Origin of the sequence: Streptomyces sp. NPDC090499 (assembly GCF_044769305.1) — a bacterium.
In the GTDB taxonomy this organism is placed as follows: Bacteria; Actinomycetota; Actinomycetes; order Streptomycetales; family Streptomycetaceae; genus Streptomyces.
The window spans coordinates 227,928-252,748 of the sequence record NZ_JBIVXP010000007.1; the positions used below are offsets into that span (position 1 = coordinate 227,928).

The window sequence follows — 24,821 nt, forward strand, 5'->3', positions numbered from 1 at the left end:
AGAGCCCGATTCTGACGCCAAGCTACGACAGGGCCCCCGGCCGGGCAAAGGGGCAGGGAGTGCCGGGCGGGCCCCGTCCGTGTGAGTGGACCCGGCTGCGCGGCGTGGGTGTTTCGTGTGGGTGTGCGGTGCTTCGAGAGTGGGGGTGTCGCATATGCCAGCGGCCCACTCGTGAAGGAGAAGTCATGCCCATGCTGCCGCCCATCGGTGCGGAGATCCCGTGCAGCATGCTCGGGATCAACACCCCGCTCATGCTCAAGGACTCGCTGGTCAGCGTCGACTTCCGAGGGGGTATCAAGCACCGGGTCGACGTCAACCCCGACGACCCGATCAACAGTGTCCGGATGCGGACGATCGGCTTCCGGATCACGGCGGAGCTGCCGGCGGACGGCAACGGCAACGGTGACGGCGGGACCGTCACCATCGAGCAGGACGACGTCGACGTCGACGCCAAGAGCCTGCTCAGGCAGACCCAGCAGTTCCCGCCCAGGTTCGAGAACGTGTGGGTGCTCCCCTTCACCATGACCATCGAACGGCCGGGCAACGGCGGTACCCAGGTCCTGACGACCAGGGACCCGGCGATGATCGTCGCCCAGCTCACCCAGTACCCGCCGCGAGGCGATCTGTACCAGCTGCAGAGCCCGGTCGAGCTGGTGGACCCGGAGCGGCCCGACGTCACGGTCGCCACGCTCCAGAAGCTCCCGGTCAAGGTCGGCGGCCTCTAGACGAAGACCCCCGGCCGAGGCGGTACCTTCGTGCTCACGTAGACGAGGAGAGTGAACGTGAGCAAGTTCGTGCGGCCCGCCGCCGAGGGCGCCGACCCCTTCGGCACCGCCCGCCTGCGCCGCGGTGTCCTCGACGCCTGGGCCACCAGCCCCGCCCGGTTCCGTGAGGACGCCAACGCCGAGGAGGACCTGGTCCTCGGGGGGTACCGGGACCGGCTCGTCGTGGAACTCGCGCAGAACGCGGCCGACGCGGCCGCCCGCGCCGGGGTGCCCGGCCGGCTCCGGCTCACCCTCCGCGACGGCGTCCTGTTCGCCGCCAACACCGGCGCCCCGCTGGACGCGACCGGTGTCGAGTCCCTCTCCACCCTGCGCGCCTCCGCGAAGCGCGGGGACAGCGAAGGGGCGGTGGGGCGGTTCGGCGTCGGGTTCGCCGCCGTGCTGGCCGTGACCGACGAACCCGCGGTCGTGGGGCGGCACGGCGGGGTCCGCTGGTCCCTCGCCGAGGCCCGGGAGCTGGCCGAGGAGACCGCGGCGCACGGCCCGGGGCTGGGGGACGAGATCCGCCGCCGGGACGGCCATGTGCCGCTGCTCCGGCTGCCGTTCGCCGCCGAGGGCACCGCCCCGGACCCGTACGACACGGTCGTGATCCTGCCGCTCAGGGACGCCGCGGCCGCCGATCTCGCCGAGCGCCTCCTCGACGCCGTCGACGACGCACTCCTGCTCGCCCTGCCGGGCCTGGAAGAGGTCGTGGTCGAGAAGGACACCGTGCGTACCCTGCGCCGCCGCACCGACGGCGCGCTCACCGTCGTGGAGGACTCCCGGGAGGGCACCACCCGCTGGCGTACCGTCGCCGCGCACGGCTCGCTCACCCCCGACCTGCTCGCCGACCGGCCGGTCGAGGAGCGGCTGCGGCCGCACTGGTCGCTGACCTGGGCCGTGCCCACGGACGGCGACGGCGCCCCCGACCGGCCGCGCACCGCCGCCGTCGTGCACGCCCCGACCCCCAGCGACGAGCCCCTCGGCGTGCCCGCCCTGCTCATCGCCTCCTTCCCCCTCGACACCACCCGCCGGCACGCCGCCCCCGGCCCGCTCACCGACTTCCTCGTGCAGCGCGCGGCCGACGCGTACGCCGAACTCCTCGCCGACTGGCGGCCGGTGGGGGAGGGGATCATCCACCTGGTGCCCGGCCCGCTCGGCAAGGGCGAACTGGACGGCGCGCTGCGCCAGGCGATCCTGGAGCGGCTGCCGCGCACCGCGTTCCTGCCGCCCGCCGTGGAGAGCGAGGACGCCGACCTTCCGGAGGCGCTGCGGCCGCGTGACGCCGAGATCGTGGAGGGGGCGGGGGCGGAGACCGTCCGGGTCCTCGCCGAGGTGCTGCCCACGCTGCTGCCCGCCGGTCTCGAACGCCGTGTCGAACTGCGGACGTTGGCCGTCGCCCGGCTGCCGCTGGCCGACGCCGTCGACCGGCTGGCCGGTCTGGAGAAGGACCCGGACTGGTGGTGGCGGCTCTACGACAGCCTCGCGGGCGTCGACCCGGAGCGGCTGTCCGGGCTGCCGGTGCCCTTGGCCGGGAGTACCTCCCAGGCTTTCGGCACTGGCGGAGGCCGGACCACGATCGGTCCCCGCCAGGTTCTGCTCCCCACCGCGGACGCGGCCGCCATCGACCCCGAGATGCTGGCCCGGCTCGGTCTCAAGGTCGCCCACCAGGACGCCGCCCACCCCCTCCTGGAGAAGCTCGGCGCCCTGCCCGCGAGCCCCCGCGCGGTCCTCACCACCCCGCAGGTCCGGGCCGCGGTCGCGGCCTCGCTGGACGACGAGGGAGGCGCGCTCTGGGAGGAGGACGCCCCGGACGCCGAGGAGCTGGCGGACACCGTGCTCGCACTGGTCCGGGACGCCGGACTCGAGCCCGGTGACGAACCCTGGCTGGGCGCGCTGGCCCTTCCCGACGAGGACGGCGAGCTGGCCCCGGCCGGTGAACTGGTCTTCCCCGGCAGCGCCTTCGCCCGCGTGATCAGGGAGGGCGAACTGGCGTCGGTGGACGCCGAGTTGGCCGAGAAGTGGGGCGAGGGTCCGCTCGCCGCCTGCGGGGTGCTCGCGGACTTCGCGCTCGTCCGCGCCACCGACGTCGTGCTGGACCCGGACGAACTGGAGCCCCGCGAGGGTGACTTCGCCGAACCCGACGACGCGGGCCTGCTCGACGCCGTCGACGTCTGGTGCGAGGACATCCTCGACCGCTTCCCGGACACCCCCGTCCCGCCGGTCGCCACCGAGCTGATCGCCGTCCGCGACCTCGACCTCGTCGACGAGGACCACTGGCCCGAGGCCCTCGCCCTGCTCGCCCGGCCGCCGCTGCGCGACGCCCTCACCCAGCCGGTCCGCATCCTGCTGCCCGACGGCACGCACGAGGTCGTACGGCCGTACACCGCGTGGTGGCTGCGCGGGCACCCGGTCCTCGACGGCCGCCGTCCGGCCGGCCTGCTGGCGGCCGGCGGCGACCCGCTGCTGCGCGGCCTCTACGAGGAGGCCGACGCGACCGGCTTCGAGGACGAGCAGGTGCTGCGGGCGCTCGGCGTACGGACCTCGGTGGCCGCCCTGCTCGACGAGCCCGGCGGCGCCGCCGAACTGCTCGACCGCCTCGCCGACCCGGACCGTTCCGTCACCGGCGCCCAGCTGCACGCGCTGTACGGCGCGCTGGCGGACCTGGACCCGGACCAGGTGACCCTCCCCGACGAGGTGCGGGCGGTGACCGACGGCCGGGTGGAGGTCGTGGACGCGGCGGACGCGGTGGTCGTCGACTCGCCCGACCTGCTGCCGTTCACGGCCGGTGTCCCGCTGCTGCCGGTACGGCCGTCCCGGGCCGCCGAGCTGGCCGAGCTGTTCCAGGTACGGCGGCTGAGCGAGTCGGTGACGGGCTCGGTCGACTCGGAGGGCACGGAGCACGACGTACCCGAGCCGGTGCACGTCCTGCTCGGCCCGCGCACCCCGCGGACGTACGTCGAGCACGAGGAACTGGTCGTCGACGGCGTCGAGATCGACTGGCGGCTGACCGGCGACGGCGTCCTGCACGCCGCGACCCTGGAGGGAGTGGCCGCCGGCCTCGCCTGGGCCGCGGGCCAGTGGCCGCGCCGCTTCGAGGTGGCGGCCCTGCTGGAGGACCCGTCCCGGACGGAGGAGCTGGCCCGGGACCGCTGGTTCGACTGAGCTTCACGGGTCGCACACAAGTTTCAAGATTCGTACAACCGTCCCTCCGTCCCCGGAGTCTGATCAGCGAGTCAGCAAGACTCGCTGATCAACTCAACGTGGGGAACTCATGCGTACACGAGTCTTCGGGGCGGCCGTCACGGGAGCCCTGGCCCTCTGCGCGGTCGCGGTGCCGGTGGCCCAGGCCGACGGGGGATCCGGTGACACCATGATCACCAAGGTCGTCGTCGACGGCGACAACAAGGTGGTCGTGGGCACGTCCGGCGCGGTGACCGTCAAGGTCGCGGTGACGGCCAAGGACAACTCCGGGATCAAGAGCGCCGACAACTTCGCGCTGTCGGGACCGGACTACGGCTTCTTCACCACCTCCAAGCCGACCTGCGTGGCGGCCAGTTCGACCACCTCGACGTGCACCGGCACCGTGAAGATCGACCCGAAGGTCGACTACCTCAGCAACGCGAGCGCCGGCACCTGGTACGTCGACGCGTGGGTCGACGCCAAGGACGGGGACTTCATCTGGGTCGAGAAGGCGGGCTCCTTCAAGTTCCAGCGCGCCGCCAAGCTCACGGCCAACGCCACGCCCGAGCCGGTCAAGAAGGGCAAGACCATCACGGTCACCGGCAGCCTGACCCGCGCCAACTGGGAGTCGCTCAAGTACTCGGCGTACGGCAGCCAGTCGGTGCAGCTGCAGTTCCGCAAGAAGAGCTCCAGCACCTACACCACGCTGAAGACCGTCAAGGCCACCTCGGCGGGCGCCCTGAAGACGACGACCAAGGCGACCGTGGACGGCTACTACCGCTACGTCTTCGCGGGCAACGGGAGCACGGGCTCGGTCAGCGCCACGGGCGACTTCGTCGACGTGAAGTAGACGTGAAGTAGCCGACGGCCCTCAGGCCCCGCGCTCCTCCTGCCCGCCGGGCAGCGCTCGTCGTCCCAACCCCCCACGCCTCCTCTTTCCCACCCCTTACCTCCGAGGAAGCACATGCGTATGCGCGTCACCGTGGCCGCCGTCTCCGGCGCCCTGGCCCTCTCCGCCCTCGCCGTGCCGGCCGCACTGGCCGCCGGCGGTACCTCGTACAGCCCGGCCGGCCTGGCGAAGCTCGTCCAGGACCACCAGGGCACCGTCGGCCGGTCGGCGTACACCGCGTCGACCGCGGACGACGCCGGCGACCCCTACCCGCTGGACCTGACCTTCTCCGCCGTGAAGGTCAACAAGGGCAAGCCGCTCGTCGCGGGCACCACCACCCACGGGACGTTCCCGGTCACGTACACGGTGACGCACGGGGCGGACGTCGACATCCACGCCGACGACTTCCTGATGGACGTCGAGATCTACCGCGGCGACCCCCTCGACCCCACGAACGAGCTCTTCGGCGTCGACTGGCCGACCTGCACGGACACCTCGGCCACCACCGCCAGCTGCAAGGGCACCATCGACGTCTACGCGGACGAGCAGCTCTCCAACGCCGACGCCACCACCTGGAAGGCGCTCGGTTTCGCGATCGCCCTCAACGGCCAGGACCCGACCGGCGACGACTGGAGCAAGATCGGCTACGCCGAGCAGGACAACCTGGCCACCACCAGGCTCCAGCGCCTGTCGAAGCTGACGGTGAACGCCGCCCCGGAGCCGGTGAAGAAGGGCAAGACCGTCACGGTCACCGGCAAGCTGTCCCGGGCCAACTGGGACGACGGCAAGTACCACGGCTACGCCGGCCAGTCGGTGAAGCTGCAGTTCCGCAAGAAGGGCTCCAGCACCTACACCACGCTGAAGACCGTCAAGTCGTCCTCGACCGGCACCCTGAAGACGACGACCAAGGCGACGAAGGACGGCTACTACCGCTTCTCCTTCGCCGGCACCGCCAGCACCCCGGCGGTCAACGCGACGGGCGACTACGTCGACGTGAAGTAGCGGCACCGGGAGTAACCCCAAGGAGACGTAATCCGGTCGCAAAGAAACAAATTCTGGCCGGATTGCGTCTCACTCGTACAACCTTGCTCGCCCCTCGTGGATCTGATCACCTGAGTCAACAGACTCTCCAGATCACTTGGGCCTCGCGCCCACTGTTCCCACTGGGGAATTCATGCGCATTCGTGCCACCGTGGCCGCCGTATCCGGCGCCCTGGCCCTCTCCGCGTTCGTCGCCCCGGCCGCGCACGCCGCCGGCAGTGCGCCGGACGTCACCTTCTCCGCCGTGAAGGTCAACAAGGGCAGCAGCATGGTCGTCGGCACCGCCAAGGCGTCCTTCTCCGTCACGTACACCGTGACGCACGCGGCGAGCCTGAAGGCGAGCGACTTCGCCACCGGCCCGGCCATCTACCGGGGTACCTCGATCACGAAGCCGAGCGACCTGTTCGTCTCCGACGAGCCGGGCACCTGCACCGCCGCCTCCACCACCGTCCTCAACTGCAAGGCCGCCCTGGTCTTCACGGTCAACGGGGACGAGGATCTGACCAACTCCGAGGCCGGCTCCTGGAGCGTCGGCGCGGTCGCCATCGGCGACGGCGGCGCGAAGTGGGTCGGCGGCCTGGGCACCACCAAGGTCCTGCGCGCCACGAAGCTGACGGTCAACGCCACCCCCGAGCCGGTCAAGAAGGGCAAGACCGTCACGGTCACCGGCTCCCTGACCCGCGCCAACTGGGACACCCACAAGTACGGCGCCTACGGCAGCCAGTCGGTCAAGCTCCAGTTCCGCAAGAAGAGCTCCACCACCTACACCACCCTGAAGACCGTCAAGGCCTCCTCCACGGGCGCCCTGAAGACGACCACCACCGCGACGGTCGACGGCTACTACCGCTACTCCTTCGCCGGCTCCACCACGAGCCCGGCGGTCAGCGCCACGGGCGACTACGTCGACGTGCAGTAGTGAGCGCCCCTAGGGGCAGCGCCCCGTAAGGGGCGCGGGGAACTGCGCGACCAGCCCCCACCGGGCCCGCGCAGTTCCCACAGACCGCATCACACCGGATAGCGACGCTCCACCCACTTCCAAAGAAACTCCAGCACAGCCGACCCCACCACGGCCACGCCGACGGCAGTCCACGGCATCACCACCCCCACCAGCTTCAACGCGAAGAAGCTCTGCAGCGCGGGCACGGCGAGCACGAACACGAAGGTCACGCCCATCGACGCCACCAGGGCGACGCGCCACCAGGTGTAGGGCCGCGCGATGATCGCCAGCACCCACATCGAGATCAGGAACAGCGTGAGGGTCGCCGCACTGGTCTCGGCGTCCAGGGAGCCGGTCCCCGTGTAGTAGTGGCGGGCGAGCAGGTACGTCACGAAGGTCGCGACGCCGGCCACCACGCCCCCCGGGATCGAGTACCGCATCACCCGGCGGACGAAGTGCGGCTGGGCCCGTTCCCTGTTCGGCGCCAGGGCGAGGAAGAAGGCCGGGATGCCGATCGTCAGGGTCGACAGGAGCGTCAGATGCCTCGGCAGGAACGGGTACTCGACCTGCCAGCAGACCACCAGCACCGCGAGCAGCACCGAGTACACCGTCTTGACCAGGAACAGCGTGGCGACCCGGGTGATGTTGCCGATCACCCGGCGCCCCTCGGCCACCACCGAGGGCAGCGTGGCGAAGCTGTTGTTGAGCAGCACGATCTGGGCGACCGCCCGGGTCGCCTCGGAGCCCGAGCCCATCGAGACGCCGATGTCGGCGTCCTTGAGGGCGAGTACGTCGTTCACGCCGTCGCCGGTCATCGCGACCGTGTGCCCGCGCGACTGCAACGCCCCCACCATGTCGCGCTTCTGCTGCGGGGTGACCCGCCCGAAGACGGTGCCCGCGTCGAGCGCCTCGGCCATCCCGTCCTGCTCGGCCGGCAGCCGGCGCGCGTCCACCGTCGTACCGGTGAGGCCGAGCTTGGCCGCCACCGCTCCCACCGACACCGCGTTGTCACCGGAGATGACCTTGGCCCGGACGTCCTGGTCGGCGAAGTAGCGGAGGGTGTCGGCGGCGTCCGGGCGGAGCCGCTGCTCCAGGACCACCAGCGCGGTGGCACCGGCCCCCTGTGCCACCTTCGGGTCGTCGAGGTCCCGCCTGGCGCGGGCGAGCAGCAGCACCCGCAGTCCCTGCTCGTTGAGGCGTACGGTTTCGGCCAGTGCCGGGTCGTCGGCGCCGAGGAGCACGTCCGGCGCCCCCAGCAGCCAGGTGCTCAGCTCCCCGTCGCCCTCGCTGAAGGTCGCCCCGCTGTACTTGCGGGCGGAGGAGAAGGGCAGCGACTCCACGCACCGCCAGTCCTCGCTGTCCGGGTAGGCGTCGATGATCGCCTGGAGAGAGGCGTTGGGGCGCGGGTCGGACTCGCCGAGCGAGCCCAGCACCTTGCGTACGTACGTCTCGTCGACCCCGTCCAGCGCGCGCAGCTCGGTGACGTCCATGCCGCCCTCGGTGAGGGTGCCGGTCTTGTCGAGGCAGACGGTGTCGATGCGGGCGAGGCCCTCGATCGCGGGGAGTTCCTGGACCAGGCACTGCTGGCGGCCCAGCCGGATCACGCCGATCGCGAAGGCGACGGAGGTGAGCAGGACCAGGCCCTCGGGGACCATCGGGACGATGCCGCCGACCGTGCGGGCGACGGCGTCCTTGAAGCCGTCGTTCTTCACGACGAGCTGGGTGGCGACCAGGCCGATCGCGGCCGGGACCATCATCCAGGTCACGTACTTGAGGATGGTCGAGATACCGGAGCGCAGCTCGGAGTGGACGAGCGTGAAGCGGGACGCCTCCTCGGCGAGCTGGGCCGCGTACGCCTCCCGGCCGACCTTCGTCGCCGCGAACGCGCCGCCGCCGGCCACCACGAACGAGCCCGACATCACCTGGTCGCCGGGGCGTTTGACGACCGGGTCGGCCTCGCCGGTGAGCAGCGACTCGTCGATCTCCAGGCCGTCGGCCTCGGCGCACACCCCGTCCACGACGATCTTGTCGCCGGGCCCGATCTCGATGAGATCACCGAGCACGATCTCACTCGTGCTCACTTCGACGGCGGCCCCGTCCCGGCGCACGGTCGGCCGGGACTCGCCTATCACCGCGAGCGAGTCCAGGGTCTTCTTCGCCCGCCACTCCTGCACGATGCCGATGCCCGTGTTGGCGAGGATCACGAAGCCGAACAGGCTGTCCTGGATCGGCGCCACGACCAGCATGACCAGCCACAGCACGCCGATGATCGCGTTGAACCGGGTGAAGACGTTCGCGCGCACGATCTCGCCGAACGAGCGGCTGCTGCGGACCGGTACGTCGTTCACCTCGCCGCGCGCGATCCGCTGTGCGACTTCGGCCGACGTCAGGCCGGTTGTCCTGGCCGGCGCCGGGAGGGGTATCGGATGCACAGGGTCGAGCTCGGTGCCCGCGTCGATGTGCTGCATGCCTTCGACGGTACGTGCGGATTTGCGCGTTCACCTGCCGAGTGCCCGGAAGATCCGACCTGGGGAGGACCGAACTCGTGCGCAGGTTGTAGACGCCGGGACTTCTTGCCCACCCATCCGCCCGACCTCTCCCTGACCCCGGCCGTGGGCGGCTGCGGGCCGGTGGGGGCTGGTCGCGCAGTTCCCCGCGCCCCCAAGAGAGTGGGTCCACTGTCCGCCCCGAAAGGGGCGCGGGGAACTGCGCGACCGGCCACAACGCACCCGCACCCGCAAACCGACCGGTCCCTACCCGGCCGCCGCTCGGTGCGCCCTGATCGCCGCGTCCCGTCGCTTCACGTAGTAGACGCCGATCAGCCCGAGACCCCCGCCGGCCAGGCAGGTCCAGATCCACCAGGTGTGGCCGTGGTCGGAGTACCAGCCGTAGAACGGGAGCTGGGCCAGGAAGAGGACGAACCAGATGATCGTGCCGCCGATGATCGTCGGGACGACAGGGCCCTCAAGGGGCTCCGGTGCCTCGTGCTGGGGGGTCCACTTCGCCATGACGCTCAGCTTACGCACCCGCACGGTCTACGCGCGGAGATAGCGATCTGGACATCATATGTTCATACTGAAACCGTTTGTGTTTGACCACTTCCGATCGTAGGAACCTCCAATGTCAACCCCGGCTTCCACCCAGGCCCCCGCCCCCGAACAGCCGGGTGCGACCCCCGCGTACGGCGCGCTGGATCGTTACTTCAAGATCTCCGAGCGGGGCAGCACCCTGGCCCGCGAGGTACGCGGCGGCTTCGCCACGTTCTTCGCGATGGCGTACATCATCGTGCTGAACCCGATCATCCTCGGCAGCGCGAAGGACATGTACGGCCACCAGCTCGACCACGGTCAGCTGGTCACCGCCACCGTCGTCACCGCGGCCTTCACGACGCTGCTGATGGGCGTCATCGGCAACGTCCCGATCGCGCTCGCCGCCGGCCTCGGCGTGAACTCCGTCGTCGCGCTCCAGCTGGCCCCCCGGATGTCCTGGCCGGACGCCATGGGCATGGTGGTGCTGGCCGGCATCGTCGTGATGCTGCTGGTCGCCAGCGGTCTGCGCGAGCGCGTGATGAACGCCGTCCCCTACAGCCTGCGCAAGGCGATCTCGATCGGTATCGGCCTGTTCATCATGCTGATCGGTCTGGTCGACTCCGGCTTCGTCACCCGCATCCCGGACGTCGCCCAGACCACCGTCCCGCTCCAGCTCGGCGCCGACGGTCACCTCAACGGGTGGCCGGTGCTCGTCTTCGTGCTCGGCGTGCTGCTCACCCTCGCGCTGATCGTCCGCAAGGTCTCCGGCGCGATCCTGATCTCGATCGTCGCGATGACCGTGCTGGCGCTGGTCATCAACGCCGTGGCGCACGTGACGACCTGGGGCCTGACCGTCCCGAAGTGGCCCGGCAGCCCGGCCGCCACCCCGGACTTCGGCCTGCTCGGCAAGGTCAGCCTCTTCGGCGGCTTCGACAAGGTCGGCGTGCTGACCGGCATCCTCTTCGTCTTCACGGTCCTGCTGTCCTGCTTCTTCGACGCCATGGGCACGATCATGGGCGTCAGCGACGAGGCCAAGCTGACCGACGCCCAGGGCTACATGCCGGGCATCAACAAGGTCCTCTTCATCGACGGTGTCGCGGTCGCGGTCGGCGGTGCCAGCTCCTCCTCCGCCACCACCTGCTTCGTCGAGTCGACGGCCGGCGTCGGCGAGGGCGCCCGCACCGGCTTCGCCAACGTCGTCACCGGCGGGCTGTTCACCGTGGCGCTGTTCCTCACCCCCGTCGCCACGATGGTCCCGTCCCAGGCGGCCACCCCGGCGCTGTTCGCGGTCGGTTTCCTGATCCTGGCCGGGTCGATCAAGGAGATCGACTGGGCCGACCACACCATCGCCATCCCGGCCTTCGTGACCATGGTGATGATGCCGTTCACCTACTCGATCACGAACGGCATCGGCATGGGCTTCATCACCTTCGTGGTGCTGCGCCTGGCCGCCGGGCGGGCCAGGGAGATCCCGGTCGCGATGTACGTGGTCTCGGCGGTGTTCGCCTTCTACTACCTGATGCCGGCGCTGGGTCTCACGTGACCCTGACCTGATCGCCGTAGAACCTCTCCGTCTCCTCGACGGCGGCCGAGAACCGCTCGTCGAAGTCGTCCCGAATGAGCGTCCGGACCACGTAGTCCTGGACGCTCATTCCTCTTTTCGCCGCATGACACCGGAGCCGTTCGAGCAGCTCCCCGTCTATCCGCAGGCTGAGCACACTGGTCCCCATGCATACGAGGGCGCCACATCCGCGCGCCCGATGCGTCACTTTCCGGATCCAGCTCACCCGTAAGGGTGACGATGAGGTTCAGTGGCCGAGGTCACGGGCATATCGGCGTGTCCCGGTGGTCTTTAGGTAGGGTAATGAGTTACTCTAAAGAACATGCCGGACCTTACCCATGGCGACGACGCGGCCGCCGTGAACTCCCTCCGCTCCGCCGTGATGCGACTCTCGCGACGGCTCAAGCACCAGCGGGTCGACGAGTCACTGAGCCCCACCGAGATGTCGGTGCTGGGCACCCTCTCCAACTGCGGCCAGGCCACCCCCGGTGAGCTGGCCCGCAAGGAGCACGTGCAGCCGCCCTCGATGACCCGCATCGTCGCGCTGCTGGAGGCCAAGGGACTGGTCCGGCTGGAGCCGCACCCCGAGGACCGGCGCCAGAAGGTCGTCACCAGGACCGAACAGGCCGAGGCGATGCTCGAAGAGAGCCGCGCCAAGCGCAACGCGTTCCTGGCCGGCCTGGTCGACGGCCTCGACGAGGACGAGTGGGCGAAACTCCGCGCCGCCGCCCCCGTGCTGGAGAAGCTCGCACACCTGTAACAGCCGATAGAAGGAGGAGGCGAATCCGTTTGAGTACGGGACCCGGAACACCTTCCGCCCCCGCACCGACCGCCCCTACTACCCCCGCAGCCCGCAGGTCCTCGATGTTCAGCTCGCTGAAGGTCAGGAACTACCGGCTGTTCTTCGCCGGCCAGGTCGTCTCGAACATAGGCACCTGGATGCAGCGCATCGCGCAGGACTGGCTGGTGCTCAGCCTCACCGGCTCCGCGACCGCGGTCGGTGTCACCACCGCCCTGCAGTTCCTGCCGATGCTCCTCTTCGGCCTCTACGGCGGGGTCCTGGTCGACCGCCTCAACAAGCGGCGCGCCCTCCTCGTCACGCAGACCTCGATGGCCCTCACCGGCATCGCGCTGGCGCTGCTGACCCTCTCCGGCCACGTCCAGGTCTGGCACGTCTACCTCGCCGCCTTCGTCGTCGGCCTCGCCACGGTCGTCGACAACCCGGCCCGCCAGTCCTTCGTCTCCGAGATGGTCGGCCCGGACCAGCTGCAGAACGCGGTCAGCCTGAACTCCGCGAACTTCCAGTCCGCCCGCCTGGTCGGCCCGGCCGTCGCCGGCCTCATGATCACCGGCGTGGGCACCGGCTGGGCGTTCCTGTTCAACGGCCTGTCCTTCGTCGCCCCGCTCGTCGGCCTGCTGCTCATGCGGGCGCGTGACCTGCACGCCGTCCAGCGCACGCCGAAGGGGAAGGGGCAGCTCCGGGAGGGCCTGCGCTATGTCGCCGGACGCCCGGACCTGACCTGGACCATCATCCTGATCGGGTTCATCGGCACCTTCGGCTTCAACTTCCCCGTCTACCTCTCCGCCTTCGCGGACGACGTCTTCCACGCCGGCGCCGGCTCCTACAGCCTCTTCAACACCCTGATGGCGGCCGGCTCGCTGGCCGGTGCCCTGCTCGCGGCCAGACGCGGTACGGCGAAGATGCGCGTGATGCTCGCGGCGGCGGTCGCCTTCGGCGGCCTGGAGCTGGTGGCCGCGACCGCCCCCTCCCTCTGGCTGTTCTCCCTGCTCATGGTCCCGATCGGCATGTTCGGCATGACGGTCAACGTCACCGCCAACACCACCGTCCAGATGGGCACCGACCCGGCCATGCGGGGCCGGGTGATGGCCCTCTACATGATGGTGTTCATGGGCGGCTCGCCCATCGGCGCGCCCATCGCAGGCTGGATCACGGACACCTACGGCGTCCGGGCGGGCCTGGCGGTGGGCGGCGCCATCGCGGCCGCGGCCGCCGTGGTGATCGGCCTGGTCCTGGCCCGGGTCGGCAACCTCCGGCTGTCGGTCGGCTGGCACGGCGGTCACCCGCGGGTGCGGTTCGTGCCGAGAGAGCCGGCCGAGCAGCAGGAACAGCTCGCACCGGCGGCATGAGACACGTGTGACGGCGACTGGCCCGGAGGCGGGCTACAGCCTCCGGGCCAGTACCTGTCCCGGCCAGCTTTCGTCGCCCTCGACGGCGACGGTGAAGGACTCGGTCGGGGTGAAGCCGTTGCTCTCGTAGAAGGCGACCAGCTTGCGGTCGTCGCCCGCGTAGCAGTCGACCCGCAGCAGCGAGATGCCGGCCCGGCGCGTCTCCGCGGCCGCGTGGGCGAGCAGCGCGGCGCCGGTACCGGAGCCCTTGAACCGGCGGTCCGAGGCCAGTATGTGGATGTACCGCTCGGGCTCGTCCACGGGCGCGAGGTAGGGGCCGGGCGAGTCGGTGAGGGTGAGGGTGGCGGCCGGGACCCCGTCGTACTCGGCGATGTACGGGCTGCCCTCGGTGAAGTACCGGCTGATCATCTCCACGGCCTTCGGATTCTCCGACCAGGGTGTGGTCCCCCACTGCCGGGTCCGGCCCTGGGACACCAGCCACGCCACGGCGCTGTCGAACATGCCGAGAACCACCGGGATGTCGTCGGCGCGGCCGTCCCGGATCCTGATCTTCCCGTTGCTCTCCGTGCTCTCCATGCAGCGATTCACGCCGTCGTACGCCCTGCGCGCAAGCGCTTTTTTGGCAGGGTTGCCCCATGAGACTCTTCGCAGCCGTGCTGCCCCCGCCGGAGGTGGCCGCCGAACTCGGCGCCGAGATCGACAGGTTGAAGCGGCTGCCGGGGGCGGACGCGCTGCGCTGGACCGGCCGGCCCGGCTGGCACTACACCCTCGCGTTCTACGGCGAGGTCGAGGACGACGTCGTACCCGGCCTGTCGGAGCGCCTCGCCCGCGCCGCCCACCGCACCCCGCCGTTCACGCTGGCCGTCGCCGGCGGCGGGCAGTTCGGGCACGGCAGGGCGCTGTGGGCGGGCGCCCACGGCGACCTGGACACCCTCCGGCTGCTGGCCGACCGTGCGGAGGCGGCGGCCCGGAAGGCGGGCGTGGACATGGGGGAGCACCGGCGCTACAAGGCCCACCTGACGGTGGCCCGCAGCCGGGACGCCGTGCAGGTACGGCCGTACGTCGCGCTGCTCGCGGAGTTCACCAGCCGGAGCTGGACGGTCGGGGAGCTGGCGCTGGTGCGGAGCAGCCTGCCGACGTCGGGGGTGCCGGGGGAGCAGCCGCGGTACGAGGTGGTCGAGCGCTGGGGGCTCGGGGCGGCCGGTTAGGCTCGGTGCGTGGACCCGAAGACCCGGAACCGGATCATGGCCGGTGCGCTTGTGTTGTTGTTCGTGGTGGTTGCCATGGCCTCTGCCATGAGGTGAGGGCCGGCTGGGGAACTGCGGCCGCCGTTGTCGGCTGCGGGCAGCCGGTGGCCGGTCGCGCAGTTCCCCGCGGCCCTGACGGGACGCTCTCCCTGACGGGACTACCAGGCGAAGGCCTCCGGGGAGGGGCCCGGACCCGGGAAGATCTCGTCGAGGCCTTCCAGGAGTTCCGTGCTCAGTTCGAGCTCCACGGCCCGCAGCGCCGACTCCAGCTGCTCCGCGGTCCGGGGACCGACGATCGGGCCGGTGACGCCCGGACGCGTGAGCAGCCACGCCAGGGCGGCCTCGCCCGGCTCCAAGCCGTGCTTGTCCAGCAGGTCCTCGTAGGCCTGGATCTGGGCGCGTGAGGTCGGGTTGGCGAGGGTGTCGGCGGCCCGGCCACTGGCCCGGCGCCCGCCCTCGACCTCCTTCTTGAGCACACCGCCGAGCAGTCCGCCCTGCAGCGGCGACCAGGGGATGACCCCGAGGCCGTACTCCTGCGCGGCCGGGATGACCTCCATCTCGGCACGGCGCTCGGCGAGGTTGTAGAGGCACTGCTCGCTGACCAGCCCGATGGTCCCGCCGCGCCGGGCGGCGATCTCGTTGGCCTGGGCGATCTTGTAGCCGGGGAAGTTCGAGGAACCGACGTAGAGGATCTTGCCCTGCGTGACGAGGGTGTCGATCGCCTGCCAGATCTCCTCGAAGGGGGTCCGGCGGTCGACGTGGTGGAACTGGTAGACGTCGATGTAGTCGGTCTGCAGCCGCTTGAGGCTGGCGTCGACCGCGCGCCGGATGTTCAGCGCGGAGAGCTTGTCGTGGTTGGGCCAGGCGTCGCCGTCGGCCGCCATGTTGCCGTACACCTTGGTGGCGAGCACGACCTTGTCGCGGTGGACGGGGTTCTTGGCGAACCAGTTGCCGATGATCTCCTCGGTCCGCCCCTTGTTCTCACCCCACCCGTACACGTTGGCGGTGTCGAAGAAGTTGATGCCGGCGGCGAGCGCCGCGTCCATGATCGCGTGGCTGTCGGCCTCGTCGGTCTGCGGGCCGAAGTTCATGGTGCCGAGGACGAGTCGGCTGACCTTGAGTCCGGTACGTCCGAGCTGCGTGTACTTCATGGTCACCCAGCCAACGGCGTGGAGTGCGCTCTAGGCAAGGCCTGGACGCCTCACTCGGTGGGAAACTCGTCCGTCCTGAGGACGAGGTCCACCACCGTGCCGGTCAGATCGATGTCGGTGCCGAAGTCGACCCTCGTCTCGGTCGTGTAGTCGTCGCCCTTGGGGTTGCTGTAGACATGGCAGCGGCGCTGGTAGGGGTCGGCGACCAGGTAGAGGGCGACCTCGGCCACCGCGTACGCGGCCTTCTTGAGGCCGTAGTCGTTGGCCGCGGTGCCCTTGGAGATGACCTCGGCGACGAACTCGACGTCCTGGTGGCGCCAGAGCCCCTTCTTCGTCTTGACGGCGCTCTCGGCCATCAGCGTCACGTCCGAAGCGAACCCGTTGAGGTGTCCCGGGTAGTCGACACGGACGTCGGACTTGATCCGCTTCCGGGGGTACTTGGTCCGCAACTGCTCGACGATGTCCAGGATGATCTCCCAGTGGGTGTCCCGCTGCGGCGACATGAAGACGATCCCCTCGACGATCTCGACCTTGTATCCCTCGGGGGCGGGCATCTTCTCGATCCGTTCGAACAGCTCGTCGAGCGTGATCTCGTCGTCGCTCTCGGCCATCGCGATCCTGTCTTCGGGGACGGTCATCCGGGCGCTCCTCCCCGGCCGCTCTCCGCACGAGTGCAGCCGCGCGGTTCAACGATACGTACGGTGACCGGGCAGCGGCCGAATTCGGTCAACCTGTTCCGGCCGCGTACTCCTCGCCCAGGTCCCAGCCCTGCCACATCGCCGCCGCGAACGCCTCCGCGATCCGGTGCTCGCCGTTCGCGTTGGGGTGGGTGCCGTCGTAGGTGTCGGTGTGGATGTCGTACGACTCCGGCGGCGAGGCCAGGAGGATCGGGGACCGGGGCTCGTCGAGGTCGGCCGCCGCCTTCGCCAGCAGTTCGTTGAAGCGGGCCACCTGTTCCGCGAACGGCTCGTCCGAGGTCGCCCGGATGTTCGGGATCACCGGCAGCAGCACGATGCGGATGCCCGCCCTGGCCGCCCGCGCGTTCGCGACGAAGGTCCGTGCGTTCGCCGCCGTCTGCTCCGCGTTCGTGTAGAAGCCCAGGTCGATCAGGCCGAGGGAGACGAGGAGGACGTCGGCGCGGCAGGAGCGCGCCGCCTCCCCGATCAGCGGCGCCATGTGCAGCCAGCCCTCGCCCCAGCCGGCCAGGTGGGCGCGGGGGAAGTCGGGGTCGGCGTAGGCGTACGAGGTGGGCGCGTCGGCCTGCTTGTCGTACAGCGTCTCGCGGGGGCCGACCAGCGTGAACGGGCCGCCGTACGTCGCGCACAGGTGCTGCCACATGCGGTACCGCCACGTGTGCTCGCCCGCGCTGCCGATCGTCATCGAGTCCCCGACGGGCATGAACCTGAGCATCCGCTCATGATGGACGATCAGCGGGAGCGTCGGGGTGTGAGGACCGACACGTCCGCCGCGTCCGGACACAGCGCGGGATGGCAGGCTTGGGCCCATGCGTCCACGATCGCTCGCCCTCCTCGCCGGTGTCCTGCTCACGGGTGCCCTCGCCGCCGCACCGGCCGCACCCGCCTCCGCGGCCGACGGCACCGGTGACAAGGGGTTCACGATCACGGACCCGCGGATCGCCGAGTCCAGCGGTCTCGCCGCCTCCCACCTGCACCCCGGCATCTACTGGACGCACAACGACAGCGGCGACGGCCCGTACATCTACGCCGTCGACAGCGCGACCGGGAAGACCGTCGCCAGGATCACGCTCAGCGGCGTCGGCACGCCCAGGGACGTCGAGGCCATCTCCATCGGTCCCGACAACCAGATCTACGTCGGCGACATCGGCGACAACCTCGACGGCAGCTGGCCGTACGTCTGGATCTACCGGCTGCCCGAGCCGAAGAAGCTGGTCGACCAGACCGTCCGGGCCACGCAGTACGTCGTCAAGTACGCGAACGGCGCCCGCAACGCCGAGTCGCTGGTCGTGCACCCCAAGACCGGGCGGGTGTACATCATCGACAAGAAGGAGGACGGCGGGCACCTGTACGAGGGCCCGGCGACCCTCTCCCCGACGGGCACGAACGTCTTCAGGCCCGTCGCCTCCGTCGACCTGTGGGCCACCGACGCCGCCTTCTCGCCCGACGGCACCCAGCTCGCCGTGCGCGGTTACTTCGGCGGCATCTACTACGACTGGAACGGCGGGAAGATCAAGCGCGAGGGCCGGCTCGACGTGCCGCTCCAGAAGCAGGGCGAGTCGGTCACCTACTCCGCCGACGGCACCAAGCTGATGTACGGCAGCGAGGGCGCCGACAGCCCGGTGCAGGCCGAGGACGTGCCGGGCGGGTCGGGCGGGTCGGGCGGCAAGGCCTCGCCGTCGGGCGGGAGCAGTTCGGCCGCCGGGGACGGCGGCGGGAGTTCCCCGAGCGCCGGTGCCAAGGTCGGTGCCGTCGCCGTCGGGGTCGCCGTGCTCGCCCTCTTCGGGCTGCGGCGGCTGCGGCGTCCGTCCGCCCGTCGGCACTGACCCGCCGGACGGCCGCTCTCACCCTTCCGGCTCACCGGCCGCGCGGCCCCGCACCGGGCCGTGCAGGCTGGGAACCGTCCCGCGGGACGGGGCGGCACGAGGCGGCACCGGGTCCCGCCGCACGGAACGGGAGCACCCATGCGCCGTAACGCCCTGCGCCTGGCCGCACACGTCGGCCTGCTCACGGCCGCCCTGGCCCTGACCGTCCCCGCCGCTGCGGGCGCCGCCGCGACCGGACCCACCCGGACGGTCCGGGCCGCTGCCGCCGCCGTCCCCCGGGTCCGCTCGGTGAGCCTGCCGATCAGGGGCACCTTCAAGGGTCCGAGGGAGAACATCGCCGTCACGGGCACCCTCGACGTCTCCGTCATCACCGTGCCGAACGCGGCCGGCGGCGGCACCGCCCAGATCATCAGCAGCCTGGACGACGCCTCCGGCACCGGCGACCCGAGCGGCGGCGCGTACGACCTCGTCGGCGCGCACCGGGACAGCCTGCCGTTCTCGGCGGCGGGGACCACGACGCTCAAGGTCAGGCCGCTCTTCCTGCTGCTCTCCCCCCTCGTGCCGCCCAACCCGGTGGTGCCGCCGAACCCGATCCGGCCGGTCACGGTCTCGGTCACCGTCGACAGCACCGGCGCGATCGGCGCCGTCACCGCCACGGTCGGCAACCCCGCGCCCTGACCCGGCCCGCCGTCACCCGGCCGGCGGACCGCGATGTCCGAAATGCGGCGCTTCGGGGGGCGGTACAGCAGGCTGTTCCTGCCGGTCGTCGACAGGGACGGCCGGACCACACCGCGCCACGACGGCTGATGGAGCTGACATGTCCAACGTGCCCGCCGACCTCCGCTACACCAACGAACACGAATGGATCCGCACCGAGGCCGACGGCAGCGTGACCGTCGGCATCACCGACCACGCCCAGAAGAACCTCGGCGACATCGTCTTCTTCGAGCTGCCCCAGGTCGGCATGGAGATCCGGGCGGGAGAGGCCGTCGGGGTGGTCGAGTCGGTCAAGGCGGCGTCCGACATCTACAGCCCGCTCGACGGCGAGATCGTCGCGACCAACGAGGAGGTCGTCGAGACACCCGAGGAGGTCAACGACAGCCCCTACGAGGCGTGGCTCTTCAGGATCAAGACCAAGGGGAAGGCGTCCAACGGGCTGCTCGACGCCAAGGCGTACCAGAAGCTCGTCGACGGGGAGTGAAAGCCCGAGGGGCGCCCGGTGCACTCGCACCGGGCGCCCCTCGTCGTACGGGCCGTGAACGCGGTCAGAGCTTCTCGATCACGTAGTCGACGCACTTCGTCAGCGCCTCGACGTCCGCCGGGTCGATCGCCGGGAACATCGCGATGCGCAGCTGGTTGCGGCCGAGCTTGCGGTAGGGCTCGGTGTCGACGACGCCGTTGGCGCGCAGCACCTTGGCGACGGCGGCCGCGTCGATCTCGTCGGCGAAGTCGACCGTGCCGATGACCTGCGAGCGCTGGGCCGGGTCGGTGACGAACGGGGTGGCGTACTTGGACTCCTCCGCCCAGCTGTACAGGCGGGTCGAGGAGTCCTTCGTGCGGGCCGTCGACCAGGCGAGGCCGCCCTGGCCGTTCAGCCACTGCAGCTGCTGGTCGAGCAGGAACAGGGCGGCCAGGGCCGGGGTGTTGTACGTCTGGTTCTTGCGGGAGTTGTCGATCGCCGTGGGGAGGCTGAAGAACTCCGGGACGTGCCGGCCGGACGCGTGGATGCGCTCGGCGCGCTCGATCGCGGCCGGGGAGAAGATCCCGATCCACAGGCCGCCGTCGGAGGCGAAGGACTTCTGCGGGGCGAAGTAGTAGACGTCGGTCTCGGCGACGTCGACCGGGAGACCGCCGGCGCCGGAGGTGGCGTCCACGAGGACCAGCGCGCCCTCGTCGGCGCCCGCGACCCGCTTGATCGGCATGGCGACACCGGTCGAGGTCTCGTTGTGGGTGAACGCGTAGACGTCGACGCCGGCCTCGGCCCGCGGCTGCGGGTGGGTGCCCGGGTCGGAGGCGATGACGGTGGGCTCGGCCAGCCAGGGGGCGAGCTTGGCCGCCTTGGCGAACTTCGACGAGAACTCGCCGAAGTTGAGGTGCTGCGACTTGGCGTCGATCAGGCCGTGGGTGGCGACGTCCCAGAACGCGGTCGAGCCGCCGTTGCCGAGGACGACCTCGTAGCCGTCCGGGAGGGAGAACAGGGCGCTGATGCCCTCGCGGACCCGGCCGACCAGGTTCTTGACCGGGGCCTGGCGGTGGGAGGTGCCGAGCAGGGACGTACCGGTGGCGGCCAGCGCGTCCAGCGCCTCCACCCGCACCTTGGAGGGACCCGCGCCGAACCGACCGTCAGCGGGCTTGATGTCAGCAGGAATCTGGATGTCAGCCACGAGTCGGAGGGTAGCCGTTGGGCGAAACGGGACGGAACCGTGTCCGTTCGATGAGACGAGATCGCCAAGCCCTGGACTTGTGAGGTTGTACGACGATATTGGCGTGGCTGTGGAAAAGGGTCGGTGACTGTACGTGATCGGATGCATCCTGGACGCATGACGGATCTGGCGGGACTTGAGACGGAACTGCGGGGTGCGGTCCGGGGTGAGGTCGGCTTCGACGTCACGTCCCGGGCGCTGGTCACCATGGACGCCTCCAACTACCGGCGGGTTCCGGCGGGGGTGGTGGCCCCGCGGGACGCCGACGACGTGGCGGCCGTACTGGAGGTGTGCCGGGCCCGTGGCGTGCCGGTGGTGGCGCGGGGCGGCGGCACGTCGATCGCGGGCCAGGCGACGGGCACCGGCGTGGTCCTGGACTTCACCCGCCACATGAACCGCCTGGTCGGCCTCGACCCCGCCACCCGGACGGCCGTCGTCCAGCCGGGTCTGGTCCTCGACCGCCTCCAGGAGGCCGCCGCCCCGCACGGCCTGCGCTTCGGCCCGGACCCCTCCACGCACGGCCGCTGCACGCTCGGCGGGATGATCGGCAACAACTCCTGCGGCTCGCACAGCGTGGCCTGGGGGACGACCGCGGACAACGTCCGGGAGCTGGACGTGCTCACCGCGCGAGGACGGCGGCTGCGCCCGGGGCGGGACTGGGCCGGGGCGCCGGAGGGTCTGCGGCAGTTCGTCGAAGGGGAGCTGGCGCGGCTGCGCACGGGCTTCCCCGACCTCCCCCGCCGCATCTCCGGCTACGCCCTGGACGCCCTCCTCCCCGAGAAGGGCGCGGACGTCGCCCGCTCCTTCTGCGGCAGCGAGGGCACGCTGGGGATCCTCACGGAGGCGACCGTACGGCTCGTGGAGGCGCCACGCGCGCGTGCGCTGGCGGTGCTCGGCTACGCCGACGAGAGCGCGGCGGCGGAGGCGGCGGCCGGGCTGCTGCCGTACGGCCCGCTCACCGTCGAGGGCATGGCGGCCGACCTGGTGCCGTCCCCGGCCGGACTGCCCCGGGGCGGCGCCTGGCTCTTCGTCGAGACGGGCGGCGAGACGGCGGCGGAGGCACGCGCGCGTGCGGAGACGATCGTCCGGGCCGCAGACGTCCTCGACGCCCTGGTCGTCACCGACACGGCCGGACAGCGCGCGCTGTGGCGCGTCCGCGAGGACGCCTCCGGTACGGCGACACGGATGCCGGACGGCAGCGAGGCCTGGCCGGGCTGGGAGGACTGCGCGGTACCGCCGGCCCGGCTGGGCGCCTACCTGCGCGACTTCCGCACCCTGCTCACGGCCCATCAGCTGCGCGGCACGCCCTACGGCCACTTCGGCGACGGCTGCATCCACGTCCGCATCGACTTCGACCTGCTGACCGAAGCGGGCGTGGCCCGCTTCCGCCGGTTCTCCGAGGAACTGGCGGACGTGGTGGTGGCCCACGGCGGCTCCCTGTCCGGGGAGCACGGGGACGGCCAGGCGCGGGCGGAACTGCTCCCGAAGATGTACGGCGCCGAGCTGGTGACCCTGTTCGAGCGGGCCAAGGGCATCTGGGACCCGGACGACCTCCTGAACCCGGGCATGCTGGTCCGGCCCGCCCCCCTGGACACGAACCTCCGCTTCGCCGTCCTCCCGCGCGAACCGGTGCCCGTGGCCTTCGGCTACCCGTCCGACGGTGGCGACTTCGCCGCGGCGGTCCGCCGCTGCGTCGGCGTGGCGAAGTGCCGTACGACCGGGCCGTCCGGCGCGTCCGTCATGTGCCCGTCCTTCCGGGCCACGGGCGAGGAGGCGCACTCCACGCGCGGCCGGGCCCGGCTGCTGCACGAGATGCTGGCGGGCGAACTGGTGACGGACGGCTGGCGCTCGACGGAGGTCCGCGACGCCCTCGACCTCTGCCTGTCCTGCAAGGGCTGCCGGTCGGACTGCCCGGTCGGGGTGGACATGGCGACGTACAAGGCGGAGTTCCTGCACCACCACTACGCGGGCCGGAGGCGCCCGGCCGCGCACTACAGCATGGGGTGGCTGCCGAGATGGCTGCGCCTGGTGGCCCGCACGCGCACGGCGGGACTCGTCAACGCCCTCGCCTCCGTACGGCCGTTGGCGGCGCTCGCCAAGCGGCTGGGCGGGATCGCCCCGGAGCGTGGGCTCCCGCGGCTCGCGGCGGAGCCGTTCAGCCGGTGGGAGCGGCGCCGGCAGCGGGCGCGGCTGCGGGACTGGGCGACCGAAGCGAGGGCAGGACGCCGACCGGACTTCCCGGCGCGGACGGCCTTCCTCTGGCCGGACACCTTCACGGAGTACCTGTCACCGCAGGTGGGCCGGGCCGCCGTGCGGGTACTGGAAGCGGCGGGAGTAGGGGTGGTGCAGCTTCCGGCACAACGGTGGAAGGCGCGGCGAACGGCCGACGGCCGGCTGGAGGGCTACGGCATGTCCGTACTGAACCCCCGCCGCACCCGCGCCTGCTGCGGCCTCACCTACCTCTCGACGGGCCAACTGGACCGCGCCCGCGAGGTGCTGCGCCAGACGCTGGATCTGCTGGAGCCGTTGCTGCTGCTGCCGTCGGACGTGGACGGGGACCCGGACGTGGGCGTGGACGTCGACGTGGAGTTGGATGCGGACCCGGAGTCGGTGCCGGACCCGGAGTCGGACTGGGGTGGGGACAGGGGTCCGGATCCGGATCCGGACCCGGACCCGGACGATGATTTCCCGCACCCACCGCCGATCGTCGTCCTGGAACCCAGCTGTGCCGCCGCCCTCCGCGCCGACCTGCCGGAGCTGCTCCCCGACGACCCCAGGGCCGCCCGCCTCGCCGCGAACGTCCTCACCTTCGCGGAGGCGCTGGAACGCCTGGCCCCCGACTGGACCCCGCCCCGCCTGGACCGGCCGGTCACCGGCCAGACCCACTGCCACCAGCACGCGGTCCTCGGCGACGCCCCCGACCGCCGCCTCCGCGAGGCCGCCGCCCTCACCGGCGACCTGGCCGGCGGCTGCTGCGGCCTGGCCGGCAACTTCGGCTTCGAGAAGGGGCACTTCGAGGTGTCGAGGACGTGCGCGGAAGAACAGCTCCTGCCGGCCGTACGGGAGGCGGAGCCCGGCACGGTGATCCTGGCCGACGGCTTCTCGTGCCGGACGCAGCTGGAACAGCTGGCCGGGGTGCGGGGGAGACATCTGGCGGAGGTGCTGGCCCAGGCGCTGGACGAGGAGGGGGAGTGACGGGCGGGGAGGCCGGGTCGGGTTGCGTGGCGGTGCTCTCCGACGTCGACGGGGTGCCTCCGGTGCCGGCGGAGCCGGAGGTGGCGGCCGTCGCCCGTCCCGTGGCCGAGTGCGCCCACCCCGGCACCGGGGAACGGGCCGGCTACTTCCCGTGGGTCCGGGCGTCGGACGGTGAGGCGCTCGGGGCGTTCGGGCTGTTCGGGGTGTTCGGGGTGAGACCGCGATAGCGGGCCAGGGCCTCGCGGGCGTCGGGGACGAAGGAGTCGCGGGCGGCCAGGGCTGAGAGCTCGGGCTCCGTCACCCACGCGTGCCAGGCGATCTCCTCGGGATCGGGCCGAAGCGGTCCCGTGACGACGACCTCGTGCAGGCCCAGCCAGTAGGGGGAGATCACGCCCCGGCACAGGAACTTGAGCACGAAGCGCGGCCGGGCCAGGACCCCCAGCTCCTCGGCCAGTTCCCGCGCGGCGGCCTCCTCGTACGACTCACCTGTTTCCGCGGCCCCGCCCAGCATCCAGTCGAACTGTCCGGGGAAGCGGGGCATCGTCTCGGCTCTGCGGTGCACGAGGAACCTCCCGTCGGCGTCCCGGCACACGGTCGTCGCTATCCGGTGCAGCAGCCGGCGCCGGACGGCCTCGCCCCGCTCCACCACGCCCACCACTCGGTCCAGCTCGTCCACCTGATCGACCAGTTCGTCCATGACTCCACGATGACAGGCGCCGGCGTGGTGCCTGCCGT

General features: G+C 71.3%; 22 protein-coding genes. 13 read left to right on the plus strand and 9 right to left on the minus strand.

Annotated features, from left to right (window positions below):
- Positions 1-185 precede the first annotated feature (185 nt).
- The 5 genes from ACIQVL_RS26370 (at position 186) to ACIQVL_RS26390 (ending at position 6,790) form a co-directional block, all read left to right on the plus strand.
- Positions 186-725, plus strand: coding sequence for a hypothetical protein (locus ACIQVL_RS26370; RefSeq protein ID WP_403426749.1), 540 nt, complete (start codon positions 186-188; stop codon positions 723-725).
- Positions 726-782: 57 nt separating this feature from the next.
- Positions 783-3,926: a sacsin N-terminal ATP-binding-like domain-containing protein gene (locus ACIQVL_RS26375; RefSeq protein WP_403476507.1), complete on the plus strand. Its 3,144-nt coding sequence runs from the start codon at positions 783-785 to the stop codon at positions 3,924-3,926.
- A 109-nt stretch (positions 3,927-4,035) separates the two neighbouring features.
- On the plus strand, positions 4,036-4,794 hold the full coding sequence (locus tag ACIQVL_RS26380; protein WP_403426753.1) for a calcium-binding protein: 759 nt from the start codon (positions 4,036-4,038) through the stop codon (positions 4,792-4,794).
- A gap of 114 nt (positions 4,795-4,908) precedes the next feature.
- A complete protein-coding gene (locus ACIQVL_RS26385; protein ID WP_403426754.1) occupies positions 4,909-5,835 on the plus strand; it encodes a hypothetical protein in 927 nt (308 codons plus the stop codon).
- Positions 5,836-6,007: 172 nt separating this feature from the next.
- Entirely contained in the window at positions 6,008-6,790 is a 783-nt protein-coding gene (locus ACIQVL_RS26390) for a hypothetical protein (protein WP_403426757.1), read from the plus strand.
- Positions 6,791-6,879: 89 nt separating this feature from the next.
- Here ACIQVL_RS26390 and ACIQVL_RS26395 read toward each other — a convergent pair whose 3' ends face one another.
- Positions 6,880-9,279, minus strand: coding sequence for an HAD-IC family P-type ATPase (locus tag ACIQVL_RS26395; RefSeq protein WP_403476508.1), 2,400 nt, complete (start codon positions 9,277-9,279; stop codon positions 6,880-6,882).
- Between the two features lie 285 nt (positions 9,280-9,564).
- The gene (locus ACIQVL_RS26400; protein ID WP_403476509.1) at positions 9,565-9,819 is read right to left on the minus strand and encodes a DUF2530 domain-containing protein; all 255 of its coding nucleotides are present in this window, start codon (positions 9,817-9,819) and stop codon (positions 9,565-9,567) included.
- 112 nt (positions 9,820-9,931) lie between these two features.
- On the opposite strand from ACIQVL_RS26400, the gene ACIQVL_RS26405 reads away from it, so the two are divergent.
- Complete coding sequence (locus ACIQVL_RS26405; RefSeq protein ID WP_403476510.1) at positions 9,932-11,383, plus strand: NCS2 family permease; 1,452 nt, start codon at positions 9,932-9,934, stop codon at positions 11,381-11,383.
- On the opposite strand, the gene ACIQVL_RS26410 is transcribed toward ACIQVL_RS26405, so the two are convergent.
- Positions 11,376-11,570: a ribbon-helix-helix protein, CopG family gene (locus ACIQVL_RS26410; RefSeq protein WP_362591441.1), complete on the minus strand. Its 195-nt coding sequence runs from the start codon at positions 11,568-11,570 to the stop codon at positions 11,376-11,378. The genes ACIQVL_RS26405 and ACIQVL_RS26410 overlap by 8 nt on opposite strands.
- A gap of 153 nt (positions 11,571-11,723) precedes the next feature.
- Between ACIQVL_RS26410 and ACIQVL_RS26415 the strand changes: the two genes are divergently transcribed.
- Together ACIQVL_RS26415 and ACIQVL_RS26420 are read left to right on the plus strand one after the other, a co-directional pair.
- Positions 11,724-12,161, plus strand: coding sequence for a MarR family winged helix-turn-helix transcriptional regulator (locus ACIQVL_RS26415; RefSeq protein WP_189264283.1), 438 nt, complete (start codon positions 11,724-11,726; stop codon positions 12,159-12,161).
- Between the two features lie 29 nt (positions 12,162-12,190).
- Positions 12,191-13,549: an MFS transporter gene (locus ACIQVL_RS26420; RefSeq protein ID WP_403426765.1), complete on the plus strand. Its 1,359-nt coding sequence runs from the start codon at positions 12,191-12,193 to the stop codon at positions 13,547-13,549.
- 33 nt (positions 13,550-13,582) lie between these two features.
- On the opposite strand, the gene ACIQVL_RS26425 is transcribed toward ACIQVL_RS26420, so the two are convergent.
- Complete coding sequence (locus ACIQVL_RS26425) at positions 13,583-14,125, minus strand: GNAT family N-acetyltransferase (protein WP_403426767.1); 543 nt, start codon at positions 14,123-14,125, stop codon at positions 13,583-13,585.
- Positions 14,126-14,184: 59 nt separating this feature from the next.
- Here ACIQVL_RS26425 and thpR point away from each other — a divergent pair, with 59 nt between their 5' ends.
- Positions 14,185-14,757 (plus strand): RNA 2',3'-cyclic phosphodiesterase, encoded by a 573-nt coding sequence (gene thpR, locus ACIQVL_RS26430; RefSeq protein WP_403426769.1) that lies wholly within the window; start codon positions 14,185-14,187, stop codon positions 14,755-14,757.
- 197 nt (positions 14,758-14,954) lie between these two features.
- On the opposite strand, the gene ACIQVL_RS26435 is transcribed toward thpR, so the two are convergent.
- From ACIQVL_RS26435 to ACIQVL_RS26445, 3 genes are all read right to left on the minus strand, one after another.
- The gene (locus tag ACIQVL_RS26435) at positions 14,955-15,947 is read right to left on the minus strand and encodes an aldo/keto reductase (RefSeq protein ID WP_403426770.1); all 993 of its coding nucleotides are present in this window, start codon (positions 15,945-15,947) and stop codon (positions 14,955-14,957) included.
- 50 nt (positions 15,948-15,997) lie between these two features.
- Positions 15,998-16,585, minus strand: coding sequence for a Uma2 family endonuclease (locus ACIQVL_RS26440; protein ID WP_403426771.1), 588 nt, complete (start codon positions 16,583-16,585; stop codon positions 15,998-16,000).
- 88 nt (positions 16,586-16,673) lie between these two features.
- The gene (locus tag ACIQVL_RS26445; protein WP_403426773.1) at positions 16,674-17,357 is read right to left on the minus strand and encodes a GDSL-type esterase/lipase family protein; all 684 of its coding nucleotides are present in this window, start codon (positions 17,355-17,357) and stop codon (positions 16,674-16,676) included.
- A 94-nt stretch (positions 17,358-17,451) separates the two neighbouring features.
- On the opposite strand from ACIQVL_RS26445, the gene ACIQVL_RS26450 reads away from it, so the two are divergent.
- The 3 genes from ACIQVL_RS26450 to gcvH all read left to right on the plus strand — a co-directional run bounded on the left by ACIQVL_RS26450 (position 17,452) and on the right by gcvH (position 19,669).
- Positions 17,452-18,468, plus strand: coding sequence for a WD40 repeat domain-containing protein (locus ACIQVL_RS26450; protein ID WP_403426775.1), 1,017 nt, complete (start codon positions 17,452-17,454; stop codon positions 18,466-18,468).
- Between the two features lie 138 nt (positions 18,469-18,606).
- Entirely contained in the window at positions 18,607-19,146 is a 540-nt protein-coding gene (locus ACIQVL_RS26455; RefSeq protein ID WP_403476511.1) for a hypothetical protein, read from the plus strand.
- 139 nt (positions 19,147-19,285) lie between these two features.
- Positions 19,286-19,669 carry a glycine cleavage system protein GcvH gene (gene gcvH, locus ACIQVL_RS26460; RefSeq protein WP_403426778.1) on the plus strand — a complete coding sequence of 128 codons (384 nt, stop codon included), beginning with the start codon at positions 19,286-19,288 and terminating at the stop codon, positions 19,667-19,669.
- Between the two features lie 64 nt (positions 19,670-19,733).
- Here gcvH and serC read toward each other — a convergent pair whose 3' ends face one another.
- Positions 19,734-20,852 carry a phosphoserine transaminase gene (gene serC / locus ACIQVL_RS26465; RefSeq protein ID WP_403476512.1) on the minus strand — a complete coding sequence of 373 codons (1,119 nt, stop codon included), beginning with the start codon at positions 20,850-20,852 and terminating at the stop codon, positions 19,734-19,736.
- Between the two features lie 156 nt (positions 20,853-21,008).
- Between serC and ACIQVL_RS26470 the strand changes: the two genes are divergently transcribed.
- On the plus strand, positions 21,009-24,086 hold the full coding sequence (locus tag ACIQVL_RS26470) for an FAD-binding and (Fe-S)-binding domain-containing protein (protein ID WP_403476513.1): 3,078 nt from the start codon (positions 21,009-21,011) through the stop codon (positions 24,084-24,086).
- 142 nt (positions 24,087-24,228) lie between these two features.
- Here the strand turns inward: ACIQVL_RS26470 and ACIQVL_RS26475 are convergent, their stop codons facing one another.
- The gene (locus ACIQVL_RS26475; RefSeq protein WP_403426783.1) at positions 24,229-24,783 is read right to left on the minus strand and encodes an NUDIX hydrolase; all 555 of its coding nucleotides are present in this window, start codon (positions 24,781-24,783) and stop codon (positions 24,229-24,231) included.
- Positions 24,784-24,821 lie beyond the last annotated feature (38 nt).